The organism is Kitasatospora sp. NPDC053308, from assembly GCF_055585785.1.
The window spans coordinates 40,760-56,810 of record NZ_JBVJJY010000020.1 but is presented as its reverse complement, the minus strand read 5'-3'; the positions used below and the strand labels follow the sequence as shown (position 1 = coordinate 56,810).

Here is a 16,051-nt window from a genome sequence, read left to right as displayed (position 1 = left end):
GACAGCGAACGGATGTCGGTGCGCACGGATCTCAGTACGCGCGGGCGACGATCGCGATATTGCCGTCCTGGTCGTCCGAGGCCGGCACCGAGCCGTCGGCCGCGACGATGCAGCGCACCGTGACGCCCTGCTCGGCCAGCTTGGCCTCGCCCTCCGGGCCGAGCTCGGCCCAGGAGATCCGGCCCCAGCCGGTGGCAGCGGCCTCGACGGCCTCGTCGATGGTCTTGACGTCGACCGTGCGGGACTCGCGGCGCTCGCGGGACTGGCGCAGCAGCAGCGCCTGGTCCTCCTCCAACACGCCGGGCAGCAGCGCGGCCAGGGCGTCGATGGAGACCGGCTCCTTGCCGCCCGGGATGCGGCGGGCCAGCATCGCGGTGCCGTTCTCCAGGTCGCGCGGGCCGACCTCGATGCGCAGCGGGACGCCCTTGAGCTCCCAGTCGACGGCGCGGCGGCCGAACGGGGTGTCGGTGCGGTCGTCGACCACAACGCGGATGCCGGCGGCCTCCAGCTGGGCGCCGATCTCACGGACCTTGGCGATGACCGCGTCGTCGCCCTTGATCGCCAGCACGACGGCCTGGACCGCGGCCAGGCGCGGGGGGACCCGCAGGCCGTTGTCGTCGCCGTGGGACATGATCAGGCCGCCGACCATGCGGGTCGAGACGCCCCAGGAGGTCTGCCAGACGTGCTCGCGCTCGGCGCCCTGCAGCTGGTAGGTGGTGTTGAACGCCTTGGCGAAGTTCTGGCCCAGCTCGTGGCTGGTGCCCATCTGCAGCGCCTTGCCGTCACCCATCATGCCTTCGAGGGTGAGGGTGTTGATGGCGCCGGCGAAGCGCTCCTTGGCGGTCTTGCGGCCGAGCACGACGTCGATGCCGAGCACGTTGGTCATGAAGTCGCCGTAGACCTGGGTGTGGATCATCGACGCGTACGCGCGGGCGTCCTCGTACGTGGCGTGGGCGGTGTGGCCCTCCTGCCAGAGGAACTCGGTGGTGCGCAGGAAGACGCGCGGGCGGAGCTCCCAACGGACCACGTTGGCCCACTGGTTGATCAGCAGGGGCAGGTCGCGGTGGCTCTGCACCCACTTCGAGAAGTACTCGTTGATGATCGTCTCGGAGGTGGGCCGGACGACGACCGGCTCCTCCAGCTGCTTGCCGCCGCCGTGGGTGACCACCGCGAGTTCGGGCGCGAAGCCCTCGACGTGCTCGGCTTCCTTGGTCAGGTAGGACTGCGGGATGAACATCGGGAAGTAGGCGTTCTGCGCGCCGGCCTTCTTGATCCGGGCGTCCATCTCCTGCTGCATCCGCTCCCACAGGCCGTAGCCGTACGGTCGGATGACCATGGTGCCGCGCACCGGACCGTTGTCGGCCAGCTCGGCCTTGTTGATGAGGTCCTGGTACCAGCGCGGGAAGTCTTCCGCCTGAGGGGTGAGAACGGGTGCCTTAGCCATGGGCCGAATGGTACGGGGACCGACCCCCTGACTTCGAATCGGTATCACACCCGCGGACGGCGCCACCCCCGGCCCACGAAACCGAGAACGGCACGTGCGGCCCGCACCGGGACGGCGGCCGGGCCGCACGGACCGCGGACGGGTCACGGAGCGGGGGGCGCACCACCGCGACACGCGCGCACCACCCTGCACCCCTCTGGACGCCGGGCCCGACCCGCTGTTCGCTGGAGTGGGGCGGGACTTTGGGGGAGCCGTAGCAGCACACCGAAGGACCGGATGGGAGGCCGCGATGGCTTCAGCTCGGACGACCGGCACGACCGTACGACCGACCGGCGCACGCGCGCACCACCAGCGGCCCGGCGCCACCGGGTCCGCGCGGGCGCGCGACTGGGCGGAGATCCAGGAACGCATGCTGGTGCCGCTCTACGAGGCGGTCCACGACCGGCTGGAGGTCGGGCCGGCGAGCAGCGTGCTGGGCCTGGGCTGCCGGTCCGGACTGGCCCTGCTGCTCGCCGCCGGGCGGGGCGCCCAGGTCTCCGGGCAGGAGCCGCGGGACGAGCTGCGCGAGCTGGCGCACGGGCGCCGACTACGGGTGTGCGCCGGGGCCCGGCCGACTACCGGAGTCCCCCGCTCGGCCCATTCGCTGGTCACCGTTTTCGAGCAGCTGCCCGGCGCCGCCGACCCGGGCTCGGTGGTGGCCGAGGCCGCCCGGCTCACCCTCCCCGGCGGGCACGTGGTGCTCGCCGCCTGGGGCCCGCCGGAGCGCTGCGAGAGCGCGCCGGTGCTGGACGTGTCCCGGCGGATGGCGGGCCGCACCACCGCCCGCGACCCGTTCGCGCTGAGCGCGCCCGGAGCGCTGGAGGACCTGCTCGCCCCGGCCGGCCTGCGCCCGGCCGGCAGCGGCCGGGTGAGCTGCCCGTTCGCCTACGCGGACCTCGACAGCGCGGTGCGCGGACTGCTCTCCACCGGCCTGTTCGAGGCGGCCGAGGAGTTCTCCGGGGCCTCGCTGGTGGCCAAGGAGCTGGAGGAGGCGCTGCAGCCGTACCTGCGCGCGGACGGCTCGGTCCGGATGGAGAACGTGTTCCGCTACCTGGTCGCCGAGCGGCCGCGCTAGCGACGCGAACCGGGGGCGCCCGCCACCACGGCGAGCGCCCCCCGGCCTCGGTCTCACGCCTGGTCGAGCGACTTCCCGTCCGATCCGTCCGAACCGCCCGGACCACCCGAGCCACCCGAGCCACCCGGACCCCCCGAACCACCCGGAGCACCCGGAGCACCCGGAGCACCCGGACCACCCCAGCCGCCGGAGCCCTCGGAGCCACCCGAGCCCTCGGAAGCCCCCTCCCGCGGCACCCCCGCCGCCCGGTACGCCTGCTCCTCGTCCAGCGTCTCCGCCTCCAGCAGCGCCGCCGCCAGCGCGTCCAGCCGGTGCCGCTGCTCGGTCAGCAGCCGCACCGCGTCGTCGTAGCACTCGGAGACGATCCGCCGGGCCTCCTCGTCCACCGCGTCCAGCGTGGTCGGCGCGGCGGAGAGCCCGTACGCGCCCTGCGGGTCGGAGGGCACGGCGGTGAGCCGGCCGACCCGCTCGCTCATCCCCCACCGCCCGGCCATGCCGCGGGCGATGCCGGTGACCTGCTCCAGGTCGCTCTCCGCGCCGGTGGTGATCACCCCGTAGACCACCTGCTCGGCCGCCATGCCGCCGAGCGCGCCGATGATCCGGCCGCGCAGGTAGGGCTCGGTGTACGAGTAGCGGTCGTTCTCCGGGGTGGAGAGGGTGACGCCGAGCGCCCGTCCGCGCGGCACGATGGTGATCTTGCGGACCGGGTCCGCGCCGGGCTGGAGCATGCCCAGCAGCGCGTGCCCGCTCTCGTGGTAGGCGGTCCGCTCGCGCTCCTCCTGCGGCATCACCAGCGGCCGCACGGCGCCCAGTTGGACCTTCTCCAGGGCGTCCGAGAGGTCCCGCTCGCCGACCGCGTCCTGGTCCCGCTTGACGGCCAGCAGGGCCGCCTCGTTGACCAGGTTGGCGAGTTCGGCGCCGGTCATCCCGGGGGTCGCCTTGGCCAGCTGCCGCAGGTCGGCGTCGCCGGCCAGCGGGACGGTGCGGGTGTGGATGCGCAGGATCGCGGCGCGGCCGTCCCGGTCGGGCGGGCTGACGGTGATCCGCCGGTCGAAGCGGCCGGGGCGCAACAGCGCGGGGTCGAGCACGTCCGCCCGGTTGGTCGCGGCGATCACGATGACGCCCTCGGAGCCGGTGAAGCCGTCCATCTCGGTGAGGATCTGGTTGAGCGTCTGCTCGCGCTCGTCGTGCCCGCCCATCCCGCCGCCCGCGCCGCGCTGGCGTCCGATGGTGTCGATCTCGTCGATGAAGATGATCGCCGGGGCGACCTTGCGGGCCTCGGCGAAGAGTTCGCGGACCCGGCTGGCACCGACGCCGACGATCATCTCGATGAACTCGGACGCGGAGGCGGAGAAGAACGGCACGTCCGCCTCGCCGGCCACGGCCCGGGCCAGCAGGGTCTTGCCCGTCCCGGGCGGGCCGCTCAGCAGCACGCCGCGCGGCATCTTGGCGCCGAGCCTGCGGTACCGGTCGGGGTTCTTCAAGTAGTCGACCACCTCGGTGAGTTCGGCCTCGACCTCGTCGATGCCGGCCACGTCGGCGAAGGTGGTGCGCTTGCCCTGCTCGGCGGTGACCGGCTTGGGCGGCGTCTTGCGCCCCAGCGGCCCGGCGCCCAGACCGCCGGCCATCCGTCGGGCGAGCAGCACCCAGATGAAGATCAGCAGCAGCATCGGGGCGAGCGAGAGCAGCAGGTTGGTGAGGAAGCTGCGCTGCTGGACGGGCGAGGTGGCGGTGACCTCGACACCCTGCTGCTGCAGCGTGCCCCACAGGTTGTCCCCCGCGAAGGAGGGGCGCTGGGTGTCGAACTCGGTGTAGTCGCCCTTGCCGCCGTCGGGCTTCGGCTGCGCGCTCTTGAGGGTGCCCTCGATCGCGTCGCCCTTGGAGTAGATCTTGGTGATGTTGCCCTTGTTCAGCTGGTTGTTGAACTCGGTGTACGAGATCGTGGTGGCGCCCTCGTTCCCGAAGAACGACAGCAGCACGTCGGAGATCAGGAACACCACGAGCGCGGTGAGGACGAGGCCGGTCCAGCCGCCGGGCATCCGCCGACGGGGCGGCGGCGGGGGTGGGGCGCCCTCGGAGCGCCAGGGCTGGTCGGGGGTCTGACGCGGCGGCACGGGTTCGGTCACCCATCGGACGATACGGACACGTGCTCGGGCGGGCCAACCGCAACGCCGCGCCCGGGCGCCCGGACGGCCCCGCCGACGCCCTCCCACCAGCGGCTATGCCGAAGCGCCCGGCCACTCCTCGGCGGTCAGCGCGAACCGCTCGTGGTCGCGCCAGTCGCCCTGCAGGAACAGCATCCGCGGCGAGAAGCCCTCGTGCCGGAAGCCCAGCCGCTTGGCCATCGCGACCGAGCGCTCGTTGTCCGGCTGCACGTTGATCTCCAGCCGGTGCAGCCCCAGGCCGCCGGCCGACTGCGGGGCGAAGCAGCGGTCCACGACCAGCCGCATGCCCTCGGTCATCCGTCCGGTGCCGGCGAACGGCAGGTACGAGTCGTAGCCCAGTGCCGCGTTGCAGAACCGGCTCATCACGATGTTGGCGACGTTCACCTTGCCGACCAGCCCGCCGGTCCTGCCGTCGAGGATCAGGAAGGTGCGCAGGCCCGCCCCCTGGCGTTCCAGCAGTTCGGGCAGCCCGTCCGGCTCGACCGGGTTCCACCGCCCGATGTGCTCGGCGGACCGCCGGACGGCCTCGGCGTACGCAACCGCGTCCTCGGGCCTCGGGGCCCTGATCATCACTCGCATGCCCCCATCATCGGACACGCGATCGGCCCGCCGCCCGGAAACACCGGACGACGGGCCGATCGGAATCGATCAAGGTCGATCCCGCGAGGATCTCAAGCGATCACGTGTGAACGGTCGAGAACAGCAGCGGCTCCGAGGACTACAGCATGTCCCTGAACTCCTTGGGCAGCTCGAAGTCGGCCGGGCCCTTGCCCGCGCCGAGGCCAAACGCCCCGCCGTCCGCCGGGGCCTGGCCGGCGCCCGGGCCGAGCGCGCGGCGCTGGGCGGCCGCGGCCTCCTCCTGGGCCCGCTTCAGCGGGTTGCCGCTCTTGCGCTTGCCCTTGGCCTGCGGGGCCTTCTTGCCGGACTTCTTCGCGCCGCCGCCCATGCCCGGGATCCCCGGCATGCCGGGCACGCCCTTGCCGGAGGCCATCGCGGACATCATCTTGCGGGCCTCGAAGAACCGCTCGACCAGGTTCTTCACCTCGCCGACCTGGACGCCCGAACCCTTGGCGATGCGGGCCCGGCGGGAGCCGTTGATCAGCTCCGGCTCGGCGCGCTCGGCCGGGGTCATCGACTTGATGATCGCGCCGACCCGGTTGACGTCCTTGTCGTCGATGCTGTTGATCTGGTCCCGGATCTGGCCCATGCCGGGCAGCATGCCGAGCAGCTTGGAGATCGAGCCCATCTTCTGGACCTGCTCCAGCTGCGACAGGAAGTCGTCCAGCGTGAACTGCTTCGGACCGCCGCGCAGCTTGGCGGCGATCTTCTCGGCCTCGGCCTGCGAGAAGGTCTGCTCGGCCTTCTCGATCAGCGAGAGGACGTCGCCCATGCCGAGGATGCGCGAGGCCATCCGGTCCGGGTGGAAGGCGTCGAAGTCGTCGACCTTCTCGCCGTTGGAGGCGAACATGATCTGGCGGCCGGTGACGTGCGCGACGGACAGCGCGGCACCACCGCGGGCGTCGCCGTCGAGCTTGGAGAGCACGACGCCGGTGAAGTCCACGCCGTCGAGGAAGGCCTGGGCGGTGGTGACCGCGTCCTGGCCGATCATCGCGTCGACGACGAACAGGACCTCGTCCGGGTTCACCGCGGCGCGGATGTCGGCGGCCTGCTGCATCAGCTCGGCGTCGATGCCCAGGCGGCCGGCGGTGTCGACGATGACGACGTCGTACTGCTTCTGCTTGGCGTACTCGATCGAGTCCTTCGCCACCTGCACCGGGTCGCCGACGCCGTTGCCCGGCTGCGGGCCGTAGAAGGCCACGCCGGCGCGCTCGGCGACGACCTGGAGCTGGTTGACCGCGTTGGGGCGCTGGAGGTCGCAGGCGACCAGCAGCGGGGTGTGCTTCTGCTGCTTCAGCCAGTGGCCGAGCTTGCCCGCGAGGGTGGTCTTACCGGCACCCTGCAGACCGGCGAGCATGATGACCGTCGGGCCGTTCTTGGCGAACCGCACCCGGCGGGTCTCGCCACCGAGGATCGCGATGAGCTCCTCGTTGACGATCTTGATGATCTGCTGCGCCGGATTCAGCGCGCCGGAGACCTCGGCACCGAGCGCCCGGTCCTTGACCTGCTTGATGAAGGCCCGGACGACCGGCAGCGCGACGTCCGCCTCCAGCAGCGCGATGCGGATCTCGCGGGCGGTGGCGTCGATGTCCGCCTCGCTCAGGCGGCCCTTGCCCCGGAGGTTCTTGAACGTCGCTGCGAGGCGATCGGAAAGGGTGTCGAACACGTCGTCGCGGGTCCTCTGCGGCATCGGTATCGGTACGGTCGTCGTCCCCCAGGGTATCCGGCCGCCCCGGGTACGGTCTCCACCCCTGTGCCCGGAGACCTCGGCCGCAGCTCGGGGCGCCCCTCAGCTCAGTGCCGCCCGGACCGCCGCCGCCACCTCCCCGGCCCGTCCGGCGGCCAGCGGGCGGCCCGCCTCGTCGGTCAGGTAGAAGGAGTCGACGGCCTCCGCGCCCAGCGTGGAGACGTGCGCGGTGCGCACCCGTACGCCCGCGCCGTCCAGCGCCCGGCCGATCCGGTGCAGCAGCCCGGGGGCGTCGTGCGCCCGGACCTCCAGCACGGTCGCGGTCGCCGAGGCCACCGCCGGAGCCACCGCGACCACCGGCGGCGGGGTGGGGATGCCCCGGCGGCGCGGGGCGGCGGCGTCCCGCTCGGCGAGGCGGCGCGCGACGTCGAGCGAGCCGTCCAGGGCCCGGCGCAGGTCGGCCCGCAGCCGGGCCGCCTCGGGCAGCTCGCCGAACTCGGCGGCCACCCGCCAGGACAGCAGCAGCACCGCACCGGCGCCGATCGGGTCCAGCTCGCGCAGCCCGGCGGAGCGGACGGTCAGCCGGTGCAGCGCGAGGACCCCGGCGGCGGTGCCGAGCAGGCCGGGACGGTCCGGGACGGCCAGCGTCAGCTCGACGCCCATCGGCTCGGTGCCCGGGTCGGCGCCCTCGGCCTGCGCCCGCAGCGACAGCGCGGGCTCGCCGGTGCGCGCGGCCTCGACCGCGAGCCGCTCCTGCTCGGCGGTCGGCGCCGCCTCCACCGGCGCGGTGCCCGCCCCGGCCAGCCGGTCGGCCGCCCGGGCCACCAGTCCGGCCACCAGCGAGGCCCGCCAGGCGCTCCACGCGGCCGGACCGGTGGCCAGCGCGTCCGCCTCGGTGAGCGCGTGCAGCAGCTCCAGCTCGGGCAGGGTGGTGACCGCCTTGGTGATCGCCTCGACGGTGGCCGGGTCGTCCGGGTCGCGCCGGGTCGCGGTGTCGACCAGGGTCAGGTGGTGGCGCACCAGCACCGCCAGGGTCTCGGTGTCCTCGGGGCCGAAGCCCATCCGGGGCGCGAGGTCGCGGACGATCACCTCGCCGGCCTCGCTGTGGTCCCCGGGCCAGCCCTTGCCGATGTCGTGCAGCAGCGCGGCCACCAGCAGCAGGTCCGGCCGGGCCACCCGGCGCGTCATCGCGGCGGCCCGCACGGCGGTCTCCACCAGGTGCCGGTCCACCGTCCAGCGGTGCACGGCGTTGCGCTGCGGACGGCAGCGCACCCGCTCCCAGTCCGGCAGCAGCCGGGTGACCAGCCCCTCCGCCTCCAGCGCCTCCCACACCGGGACGGCCGCCTCCCCCGCGCCCAGCAGGGTGACCAGCTGCTCGCGCGCCTCGTCCGGCCAGGGCACCGGCAGCGGACGGCACTCGGCGGCCAGCCGGCGCACCGTCGCGTACGAGACGGTCAGCCCGTTCTGCGCGGCGGCGGCCGCGGCGCGCAGCGGCAGCACCGGATCGGCCGCCGGGCGGGCGCCCTGGGCCAGTACCGCCTCGCCGTCCTGCTCGACCACGCCCTCGGCCAGCGGGCGGCGCTCGACGTCGCCCCGGGCCACCGCGCCCGAGCCGCGCCCGGCCCCGGTGAACGGGGCGGTGAAGGACCCGGTGAACGGGAACGCGCGCCGCACCGCCCGGCGGCCCCGGCCGGCCCTGGCGGCCAGCACCCGGTCCACCGCCCGCCAGGTGACGTCGCTCGCGTACGCGATGGTGCGGGCCGCCTCGTACACCTGGCGCAGCAGGCTGTCGGCGTCCAGCACGCCCAGCCGCTCGGCGACCTGGTCCTGGTCCTGCAGGCTGAGCCGCTCGGTGGCCCGGCCGGTGACCAGGTGGAGCGCCTCCCGGACGTCGGCGAGCCGCAGCGCGGCGGCGTCCAGGCCGTCCCGGGGCGCGTCGGCCAGCCAGGTGGCGGCGACGGCGTTGAGCGCGACCACGTCGCGCAGGCCGCCGCGGGCCTCCTTGAGGTCCGGCTCCAGCAGGAAGGACAGCTCGCCGTGCCGCTCCGCCCGCTCGCGGCCCAGCTCGCGCAGCTCGGGCAGGCGCGCGGGGGCGCTCGCGCGCCAGTCGGTGAACACCGCGGATCGCAGCTCGGCGGTGAGCGCCGGGTCCCCGGCGAGGTGGCGGGCGTCCAGCAGGCCGAGCTGGGCCTTGAGGTCGGCGGCGGCGACCGCCCGGGCCTCGGCGACGGTGCGCACCGAGTGGTCGAGTTTGGCGCCCGCGTCCCAGACCGGGTACCAGATCTTCTCGGGCAGCTCCCGGTCGATCGGGCCCTCGTGCAGCAGCAGGACGTCCAGGTCGCTGCGCGCGGAGAGCTCGCCGCGCCCGTAGCCGCCGACGGCGACCAGGGCGACGCCGGCGGGGGCGCCGGCGGCCGCGAGCAGGCCGGCCAGCCAGTCGTCGGTGAGCCGCGCGAGCCCCTCGCGCCGGCGGCGGCCGACCGGGCCGGGGTCGGCGATCAGCGCGGCCCGGGCGGCGGCGGGGTCGGCGGGGTCGGAAGGCCTGGTCTCGGTGGTCATGCGCTGGGTCCCGTCCGTCGTGCGGCCGAGCCGTCCCGCGGTGCGCCGGGGTTGCGGTGCGCCGCGGTTCGGCCGAGCGGGGGTACGCCGTCGGCGGGCCCGCGGTCCCCTGGGGGTCACGGGCCCGCCGGCGGTGGGGGCTACAGGGCGTCCGGGCCGCGCTCTCCGGTGCGGACCCGTACGGCGGTGTCGACCGGGATGCTCCAGACCTTGCCGTCGCCGATCTTCCCGGTCCGGGCGGCCTTCACCAGGACGTCGATCAGGTCGTCGGCGTCCTCGTCCTCGACCAGGACCTCGATCCGGACCTTCGGCACCAGGTCCACGGTGTACTCGGCGCCCCGGTACACCTCGGTGTGGCCGCGCTGGCGGCCGTAGCCGCTGGCCTCGGTGACGGTCAGGCCGTGGACCCCGAAGGCCTGCAGGGCGGCCTTCACCTCGTCCAGGCGGTACGGCTTGATCACGGCGGTGATGAGCTTCATCAGGCGTCGACCTCGGTCTTCTCGGCGGCCTTTCCGGCGGCCTGCTCGGTGGGCTTCCCGGCGGACTGGTCCGCGGGCTTCGCGGCGGACTGACCGGCGGACGAGCCGACGGACGGACCGGCCGACGGGGCGGCCGCGGCCAGTCCCGGCAGCGCCCGGGCCAGGCCTGCCCCGACTGCGCTGAAATCGTAGGCGGACTCCGCGTGTTCGGCCTGGTCGATGCCGGCGACCTCGACCTCCTCGGCGACCCGGAAGCCGACCAGCTTGTCGACCGCCTTGGCCAGCAGCCAGGACAGCACGAAGGAGTACGCCGCGACCACGGCCACGCCCATCGCCTGCTTGCCGAGCTGCCCGAGCCCGCCGCCGTAGAACAGGCCCTTGGCGGTCTGGCCGACCCCGCCGGTGGCGAACAGGCCGACCAGCAGCGAGCCGATCGCCCCGCCCACCGCGTGCACGCCGACCACGTCGAGCGAGTCGTCGAAGCCCCAGCGGTACTTCAGCGAGACGGCGGCGGCGCACACCGCGCCCGCGACCAGGCCGATCGCCACCGCGCCGAGCGGGCTGACCGAGCCGCAGGCCGGGGTGATCGCGACCAGTCCGGCCACCGCGCCGGAGGCGGCACCCAGCGTCGTGAAGGCCCCGTGCTTGAGCTTCTCGTAGACCAGCCACCCGACCAGCGCCGCACCCGTGGCGACCTGGGTGTTGACCATGGCCATCGCGGCGACCCCGTTGGCGGCCAGCGCCGAGCCGGCGTTGAAGCCGAACCAGCCGAACCACAGCAGCCCGGAGCCGAGCATCACCAGCGGCAGGCTGTGCGGGCGCATCGGGTCCTTCTTGAAGCCGACCCGCTTGCCCAGCACCAGGCAGAGCGCGAGGCCCGCGACACCCGCGTTGATGTGCACGGCCGTGCCGCCGGCAAAGTCGATCACGCCGTTCCGGTCGCCCAGCCAGCCGCCGTTGCCGCCGTCGAAGAAGAAGACCCAGTGCGCGACCGGGAAGTAGACGATCGTCACCCAGAGCGCGATGAACAGGCCCCAGGCGGCGAACTTGGCCCGGTCCGCGATGGCGCCGCTGATCAGCGCCGGTGTGATGATCGCGAACATCAGCTGGAAGATCGCGAAGGCGGTGACCGGAATGGTCCCGGTCAGCTCGTTCAGGCCGATGCCGCGCATCCCGAGGAAGTCCAGGTTGCCGATCAGACCGGCGAAGGCGTCGGGTCCGAAGCTGAGCGAGTACCCGTAGAGGACCCAGAGCACACTGACGATGCCCAGCGAGAGAAAACTCATCGCCAGCATGTTCAGTGTGCTCTTGGCCCTGACCATGCCCCCGTAGAAGAAGGCCAGGCCCGGGGTCATCAGCATGACCAGGGCCGCACTGATGAGCACGAAGGCGGTGTCGCCCGCGCTGAAGCCGTCCGGCATCGGCGTCTCCTCTGCGTCCTAGGCCGATCGGCCCCCGGGTACCTGTCCCGTGCCCCCGGGGTGTCGGCGATGAAGAGGAGCGTGCCGAAGGCTGGTTTCGGCCAGTGCGGCCCGTTGTTTCACGGCCGTGACGCGTGCGACGCGCGGGTTACGGCCACGTGAACCGCCTCCCCGCGCTCCCCCGGACGGGTTACCGTTCCGCCGCGCGGTGCCGCTCCGGACACGAAAGAGCCACCGGCCGTGACGGCGGCGGCCGTCACGACCGGTGGAGTCGCCCGGGAGCGGCGCTCAGACCACCGAGACGTACTCGGGGATGTCCTGAACCACGCGCTCCTTCAGCCGGCTCACCGCGTCCACGCCCTTGAACCGGGCCGCCGCGGCCTCCGTGGTCTTGCGCACCCGGGAGTTCAACCGCTCCGAGCGCACCTTGGTCGCGATGTCCACCGCCTGCTCGGCCATCACCACCGCCTGCTCGGCCTCCTTCTGCAGCAGGTGCACGCTGGCCATGCCGATCAGGTTGAAGGCGTACGAGCGCACGTGGTCGCCGTCCTGGCGGAACAGGTCGACGGCGCGCTCCATCACCGGCGCCGACAGCGAGGCGTACAGCTGGGCGTTGTCGGAGTGGTACGCGAGGTCGCGGAAGGAGTGCGCGTTCTCGGCGTTGAGCTCGGCCGGCGAGAAGAACTTCAGCCAGTCCGGCTCGTCGTCCCCCTCGCGGATGTCGGTGAAGGTGTCCTCCGCCAGCCGGATCGCCCGGGCGCAGCGGTTGATCTCCCCGATGGTGGCGTAGGCGCGCGCCTCCATCGCGTACAGCAGGGACTGCTGGCGCGGGGTGGCGGTGTCGCGGCTGCCGTACTGCGCCAGGTGGATCAGCTCCAGGGCGTCCTCGCCCCGGTTGAGGTGGATCATCTGGCGGCTCATGTCGGTGAGGATCAGCGCGCCGAACGGGCGGTCGCCGGCCTCCTTGGCCGCGTGCAGGGCCAGGACGTAGTACTTCTGCGCGCTCGGGTGCATCCCGACGTCGTACGACATCCACCCGGCCAGGTGGGCGAGTTCGGCGGTGAGCCGGAACAGCCGTCGGGTGGTGTCCTCGTTGTAGGTCTCCTGGAGGAGGTCGGTGACCTCGTGCAGCTGGCCGACGACCGCCTTGCGGCGCAGCCCGCCGCCGTTCTGCGCGTCCCACTGGCGGAACATCACCGTGGTCTGCTCCAGCAGTTCCAGCTCGGGCTCGGAGAGCCGTCCGGTGAACGCCTCACCGCCGTTGGCCGCGGTGAGGATCGGGGTGGGCACGCCGGTCGGGCCGGGGGTCAGCCAGCGCTGCATGGGTTCGATCAGGGCGGCGCCGGCGGTCAGCGCCAGCGAGGTGCCGAGGAAGCCCCGGCGGTTGAGCATCAGGTCGCTGCGGGAGTAGTCACTGATCAGCTGGACGGTCTGCGGGCCGCTCCACGGCAGGTCCACGCCGCCGCCCACGGTGGAGACCGGGATCGCGGCGCGCAGGCCGAGGTCCTCGATCGAGACCACCGAGCCGAAGCGCTCCGAGAAGAGCTCCGACATGATCTTGGGGATCGGCTCGCGGGGCTGCTCGCCGTCGAGCCAGCGACGCACCCGGGAGGTGTCGGTGGACACGTGGTGGGCGCCGATCTGCCGGGCCCTCCGGTTGACCTGGCGGGCCAACTCGCCCTTGGACCAGCCGCTCCGGGCGAACCACGTGGTCAGCTTCTCGTTGGGTTGCTTCTCTGCCATGGGGAACGTCCCATCCCGCCCGGCCCCTCGCGGGGCCCCCGATCGTGACCGCCCGACGGTTGCGGGCTCTTGCCAGACGTGCCGTGCCTGAGGTCGTGCCGTACCGTGTCCTCGCACTGGTGTGCCATCGTCACGGACGGGCCGTCAGATTCCCAACTCCCGTTCTCCGACGGCCCGGAGCGGGATCACCGACGACATCCGCATGCTGAACGTAACGCCCCGCGAGGTACCCGCGGGAGCGGCCCTGGCGAAACGCCACCTTTCGCCACCCCCAGGAGTGAACCGAAGACAGGGGGCACACGCTTCACTAGGTAGTCCCGACGGTCCGGCATATGCGGGCCGCCAAGTCCCCGGTCTCATCCCGGAAGACCCGGCAGAACCCGCAATCCACCTCAGTCACAGGCGAGTTCACCACCCACTCGGGGCGGCAACAGTCTCGCGCACACGACGATCCGGCATCCGCGCCGCCCCCACAAGGCGGCGCCCGAGGCGCACCATCGGAACAGGCGCACGCCACGCGCTGCGCGCCGCCACCGCACTACGCACCACACACCTGAAAATCGACACACAGTCACCGTCCCGTAACCATCGGCAACGAGAACCTGTTGGGGGAGGCATGGACAACCTGTTCGGCGAACTTCGACTGGGGCACCTGCGGCTGGCACCGCTGGGCGCGCGCCGCCGCACCAAGGTCACCGCGTCCCAGGCCGCCGCGGAGTACACCGGCCGCTGGGGCTGGGCGGTCGCCGCCGGCGCCCCGGCCACCGGCACCCCGGTCACCGGCGCCACCGCCCCGACCCGCTGTCCCTGCGGCGCCGCCCGCTGCGGCGCGCCCGGCCTGCACCCCGTGCCGGGCACCGAGGTCCGGGCCCGCGCCCCCCGCGCCGAGGGCGCGGTGCTGTTCCCCACCGGCCGTGCCTTCGACGTCCTGGACGTCCCCGAGCAGGCCGGCCTGCAGGCGCTGGTCCGGCTGGAGCGGATGGGCACGCAGGTCGGCCCGGTGCTCGCCGCCCCCACCGGCCGGCTGCAGTTCCTGGTCGCCGCCGGCACCGCCCGCCGCCTGCCGGACCTGCTGTACCGGATGGGCTGGGACGACGCCGCGCTCGACCTCACCTGCCACGGCGAGGGCAGCTACGTCGCCGCCCCGCCCACCGTCCTCGACGGCCTCGGCCCGGTCCGCTGGCTGCGCCGCCCCACCCGCGACAACGCCGGCTGCCCGCCCGAGGCCCGGCTGCTGCTCGGCACCCTCGCCTACGCCTGCCACCGCAGCCGCGAGCGCACCGCCGAACCGGCCTGGATCGCCTCGTAACACTCGCCCGCTCGCCCCCGGGGCGCTCTGACCCGGTGCCGACGGTCGTCGCTCCCGTGCCCCTCTCCCCCGGCCTTCGGCCGGGAGGCACCCCCACCTCGGGGCCTCCTCGCTCGCCGTCCTGGCCCGCCCTCGGGCAGGAGGGGCCCGCCCTTTCGGCACCGCGCGCCCCTGCGGCTCGGGGCGGGACAAGGCGGCGGCCCACCCGTTCCCGGGTATACGAAAGGCCCGCCCCGGGCGGAGCGGACCCTTCGACGACGGACCGGCGGGAATCCGCCGGGAGAGCCTCAGTCCCCGATCAGCGCGTCCACGAACGCACCCGGCTCGAACGGCGCCAGGTCGTCCGCGCCCTCGCCCAGACCGATCAGCTTGACCGGCACGCCCAGCTCGCGCTGGACCGCGACCACGATGCCGCCCTTGGCCGTGCCGTCCAGCTTGGTCAGCACGATGCCGGTGATGTCCACCACCTCGGCGAACACCCGGGCCTGGATCAGGCCGTTCTGGCCGGTGGTGGCGTCCAGCACCAGCAGCACCTCGTCCACCGGGCCGTGCTTCTCGACGACCCGCTTGACCTTGCCCAGCTCGTCCATCAGGCCGGTCTTGGTGTGCAAGCGGCCGGCGGTGTCGATCAGCACGGTGTCGACGCCCTCGGCGATGCCCTCCTTGACCGCGTCGAACGCGATCGAGGCCGGGTCCCCGCCCTCCGGGCCGCGAACGGTGCGCGCCCCGACCCGCTCGCCCCAGGTCTGCAGCTGGTCCGCGGCGGCGGCGCGGAAGGTGTCGGCGGCGCCGAGCACCACCGTACGGCCGTCGGCGACCAGGACGCGGGCCAGCTTGCCGGTGGTGGTGGTCTTGCCGACGCCGTTGACGCCGACGACCAAGACCACGGCCGGGCCCTCCTCGTGCTTGGTGGAGCGGACGGTGCGGTCGGCGTCCTTGCCGATCAGCTCGATCAGCTCCTCGCGCAGCAGCGCGCGCAGCTCCTCGGGCGTCCGGGTGCCGAGCACCTTCACCCGGGTGCGCAGCCGCTCGACCAGTTCCTGGGTGGGGGCGACGCCCACGTCCGCGGTGAGCAGGGTGTCCTCGATCTCCTCCCAGGTGTCCTCGTCCAGGTGCTCGCGGGAGAGCAGCGAGAGCAGGCCCTTGCCGATCGAGTTCTGCGACCGGGAGAGCCGGGAGCGCAGCCGGACCAGCCGGCCGGCCGTGGGCTCGGGCACCTCGACGGCGGGGACCGCCTCGGCCTCGGCCGGCTCGACCTCGACGGCCTCGGGCGCCTCGGGCTCGGCCGGGAGTTCCACCTCCTCGACGGTGCGGCGGGGCTCCTCGCGCGGCGGCGCGGCCTCGTCGCCGATCTGGGGTTCCGCCGGGGTGGGCTTCGGCGCCGTGATGACCGGCGCCTGCGACTTCGGGGGCAGCTGCTGGCGTCGTCTGCCGGAAACGACGAGGCCCGCGATCGCACCGACGGCGACCACGGCGATGACTACGGCAAGGATCACGTATTCCATAACCGCT

Annotated in this window: 11 protein-coding genes; 2 read left to right on the top strand and 9 right to left on the bottom strand. The window is 73.6% G+C overall.

Going from position 1 to position 16,051, the window contains the following annotated elements:
- Window positions 1–31: 31 nt before the first annotated feature.
- The gene (proS, locus tag ACZ6Y7_RS31630) at window positions 32–1,444 is read right to left on the bottom strand and encodes a proline--tRNA ligase (RefSeq protein ID WP_465761364.1); all 1,413 of its coding nucleotides are present in this window, start codon (window positions 1,442–1,444) and stop codon (window positions 32–34) included.
- A gap of 289 nt (window positions 1,445–1,733) precedes the next feature.
- Here proS and ACZ6Y7_RS31625 point away from each other — a divergent pair, with 289 nt between their 5' ends.
- Window positions 1,734–2,558, top strand: a complete 825-nt coding sequence (locus ACZ6Y7_RS31625) for a class I SAM-dependent methyltransferase (protein ID WP_465761363.1) — start codon at window positions 1,734–1,736, stop codon at window positions 2,556–2,558.
- 53 nt (window positions 2,559–2,611) lie between these two features.
- Here the strand turns inward: ACZ6Y7_RS31625 and ftsH are convergent, their stop codons facing one another.
- The 7 genes from ftsH to nsdA all read right to left on the bottom strand — a co-directional run bounded on the left by ftsH (window position 2,612) and on the right by nsdA (window position 13,230).
- Window positions 2,612–4,684, bottom strand: a complete 2,073-nt coding sequence (ftsH, locus tag ACZ6Y7_RS31620) for an ATP-dependent zinc metalloprotease FtsH (RefSeq protein WP_465761362.1) — start codon at window positions 4,682–4,684, stop codon at window positions 2,612–2,614.
- A gap of 93 nt (window positions 4,685–4,777) precedes the next feature.
- The gene (locus tag ACZ6Y7_RS31615; RefSeq protein WP_465761361.1) at window positions 4,778–5,302 is read right to left on the bottom strand and encodes a GNAT family N-acetyltransferase; all 525 of its coding nucleotides are present in this window, start codon (window positions 5,300–5,302) and stop codon (window positions 4,778–4,780) included.
- Between the two features lie 139 nt (window positions 5,303–5,441).
- A complete protein-coding gene (ffh, locus tag ACZ6Y7_RS31610; protein WP_465761414.1) occupies window positions 5,442–7,007 on the bottom strand; it encodes a signal recognition particle protein in 1,566 nt (521 codons plus the stop codon).
- A 123-nt stretch (window positions 7,008–7,130) separates the two neighbouring features.
- Window positions 7,131–9,587: a [protein-PII] uridylyltransferase gene (locus ACZ6Y7_RS31605; protein ID WP_465761360.1), complete on the bottom strand. Its 2,457-nt coding sequence runs from the start codon at window positions 9,585–9,587 to the stop codon at window positions 7,131–7,133.
- Between the two features lie 140 nt (window positions 9,588–9,727).
- Window positions 9,728–10,066, bottom strand: coding sequence for a P-II family nitrogen regulator (locus tag ACZ6Y7_RS31600; RefSeq protein ID WP_350524594.1), 339 nt, complete (start codon window positions 10,064–10,066; stop codon window positions 9,728–9,730).
- Window positions 10,066–11,487, bottom strand: coding sequence for an ammonium transporter (locus ACZ6Y7_RS31595; RefSeq protein ID WP_465761359.1), 1,422 nt, complete (start codon window positions 11,485–11,487; stop codon window positions 10,066–10,068). The genes ACZ6Y7_RS31600 and ACZ6Y7_RS31595 overlap by 1 nt, the downstream gene beginning before the upstream one ends.
- Before the next feature lie 288 nt (window positions 11,488–11,775).
- Entirely contained in the window at window positions 11,776–13,230 is a 1,455-nt protein-coding gene (gene nsdA, locus ACZ6Y7_RS31590) for a transcriptional repressor NsdA (RefSeq protein ID WP_465761358.1), read from the bottom strand.
- 616 nt (window positions 13,231–13,846) lie between these two features.
- Between nsdA and ACZ6Y7_RS31585 the strand changes: the two genes are divergently transcribed.
- A complete protein-coding gene (locus tag ACZ6Y7_RS31585) occupies window positions 13,847–14,539 on the top strand; it encodes a bifunctional DNA primase/polymerase (RefSeq protein ID WP_465761357.1) in 693 nt (230 codons plus the stop codon).
- A gap of 287 nt (window positions 14,540–14,826) precedes the next feature.
- Here ACZ6Y7_RS31585 and ftsY read toward each other — a convergent pair whose 3' ends face one another.
- Window positions 14,827–16,044, bottom strand: a complete 1,218-nt coding sequence (gene ftsY, locus ACZ6Y7_RS31580; protein ID WP_465761356.1) for a signal recognition particle-docking protein FtsY — start codon at window positions 16,042–16,044, stop codon at window positions 14,827–14,829.
- Between the last annotated feature and the right edge of the window lie 7 nt (window positions 16,045–16,051).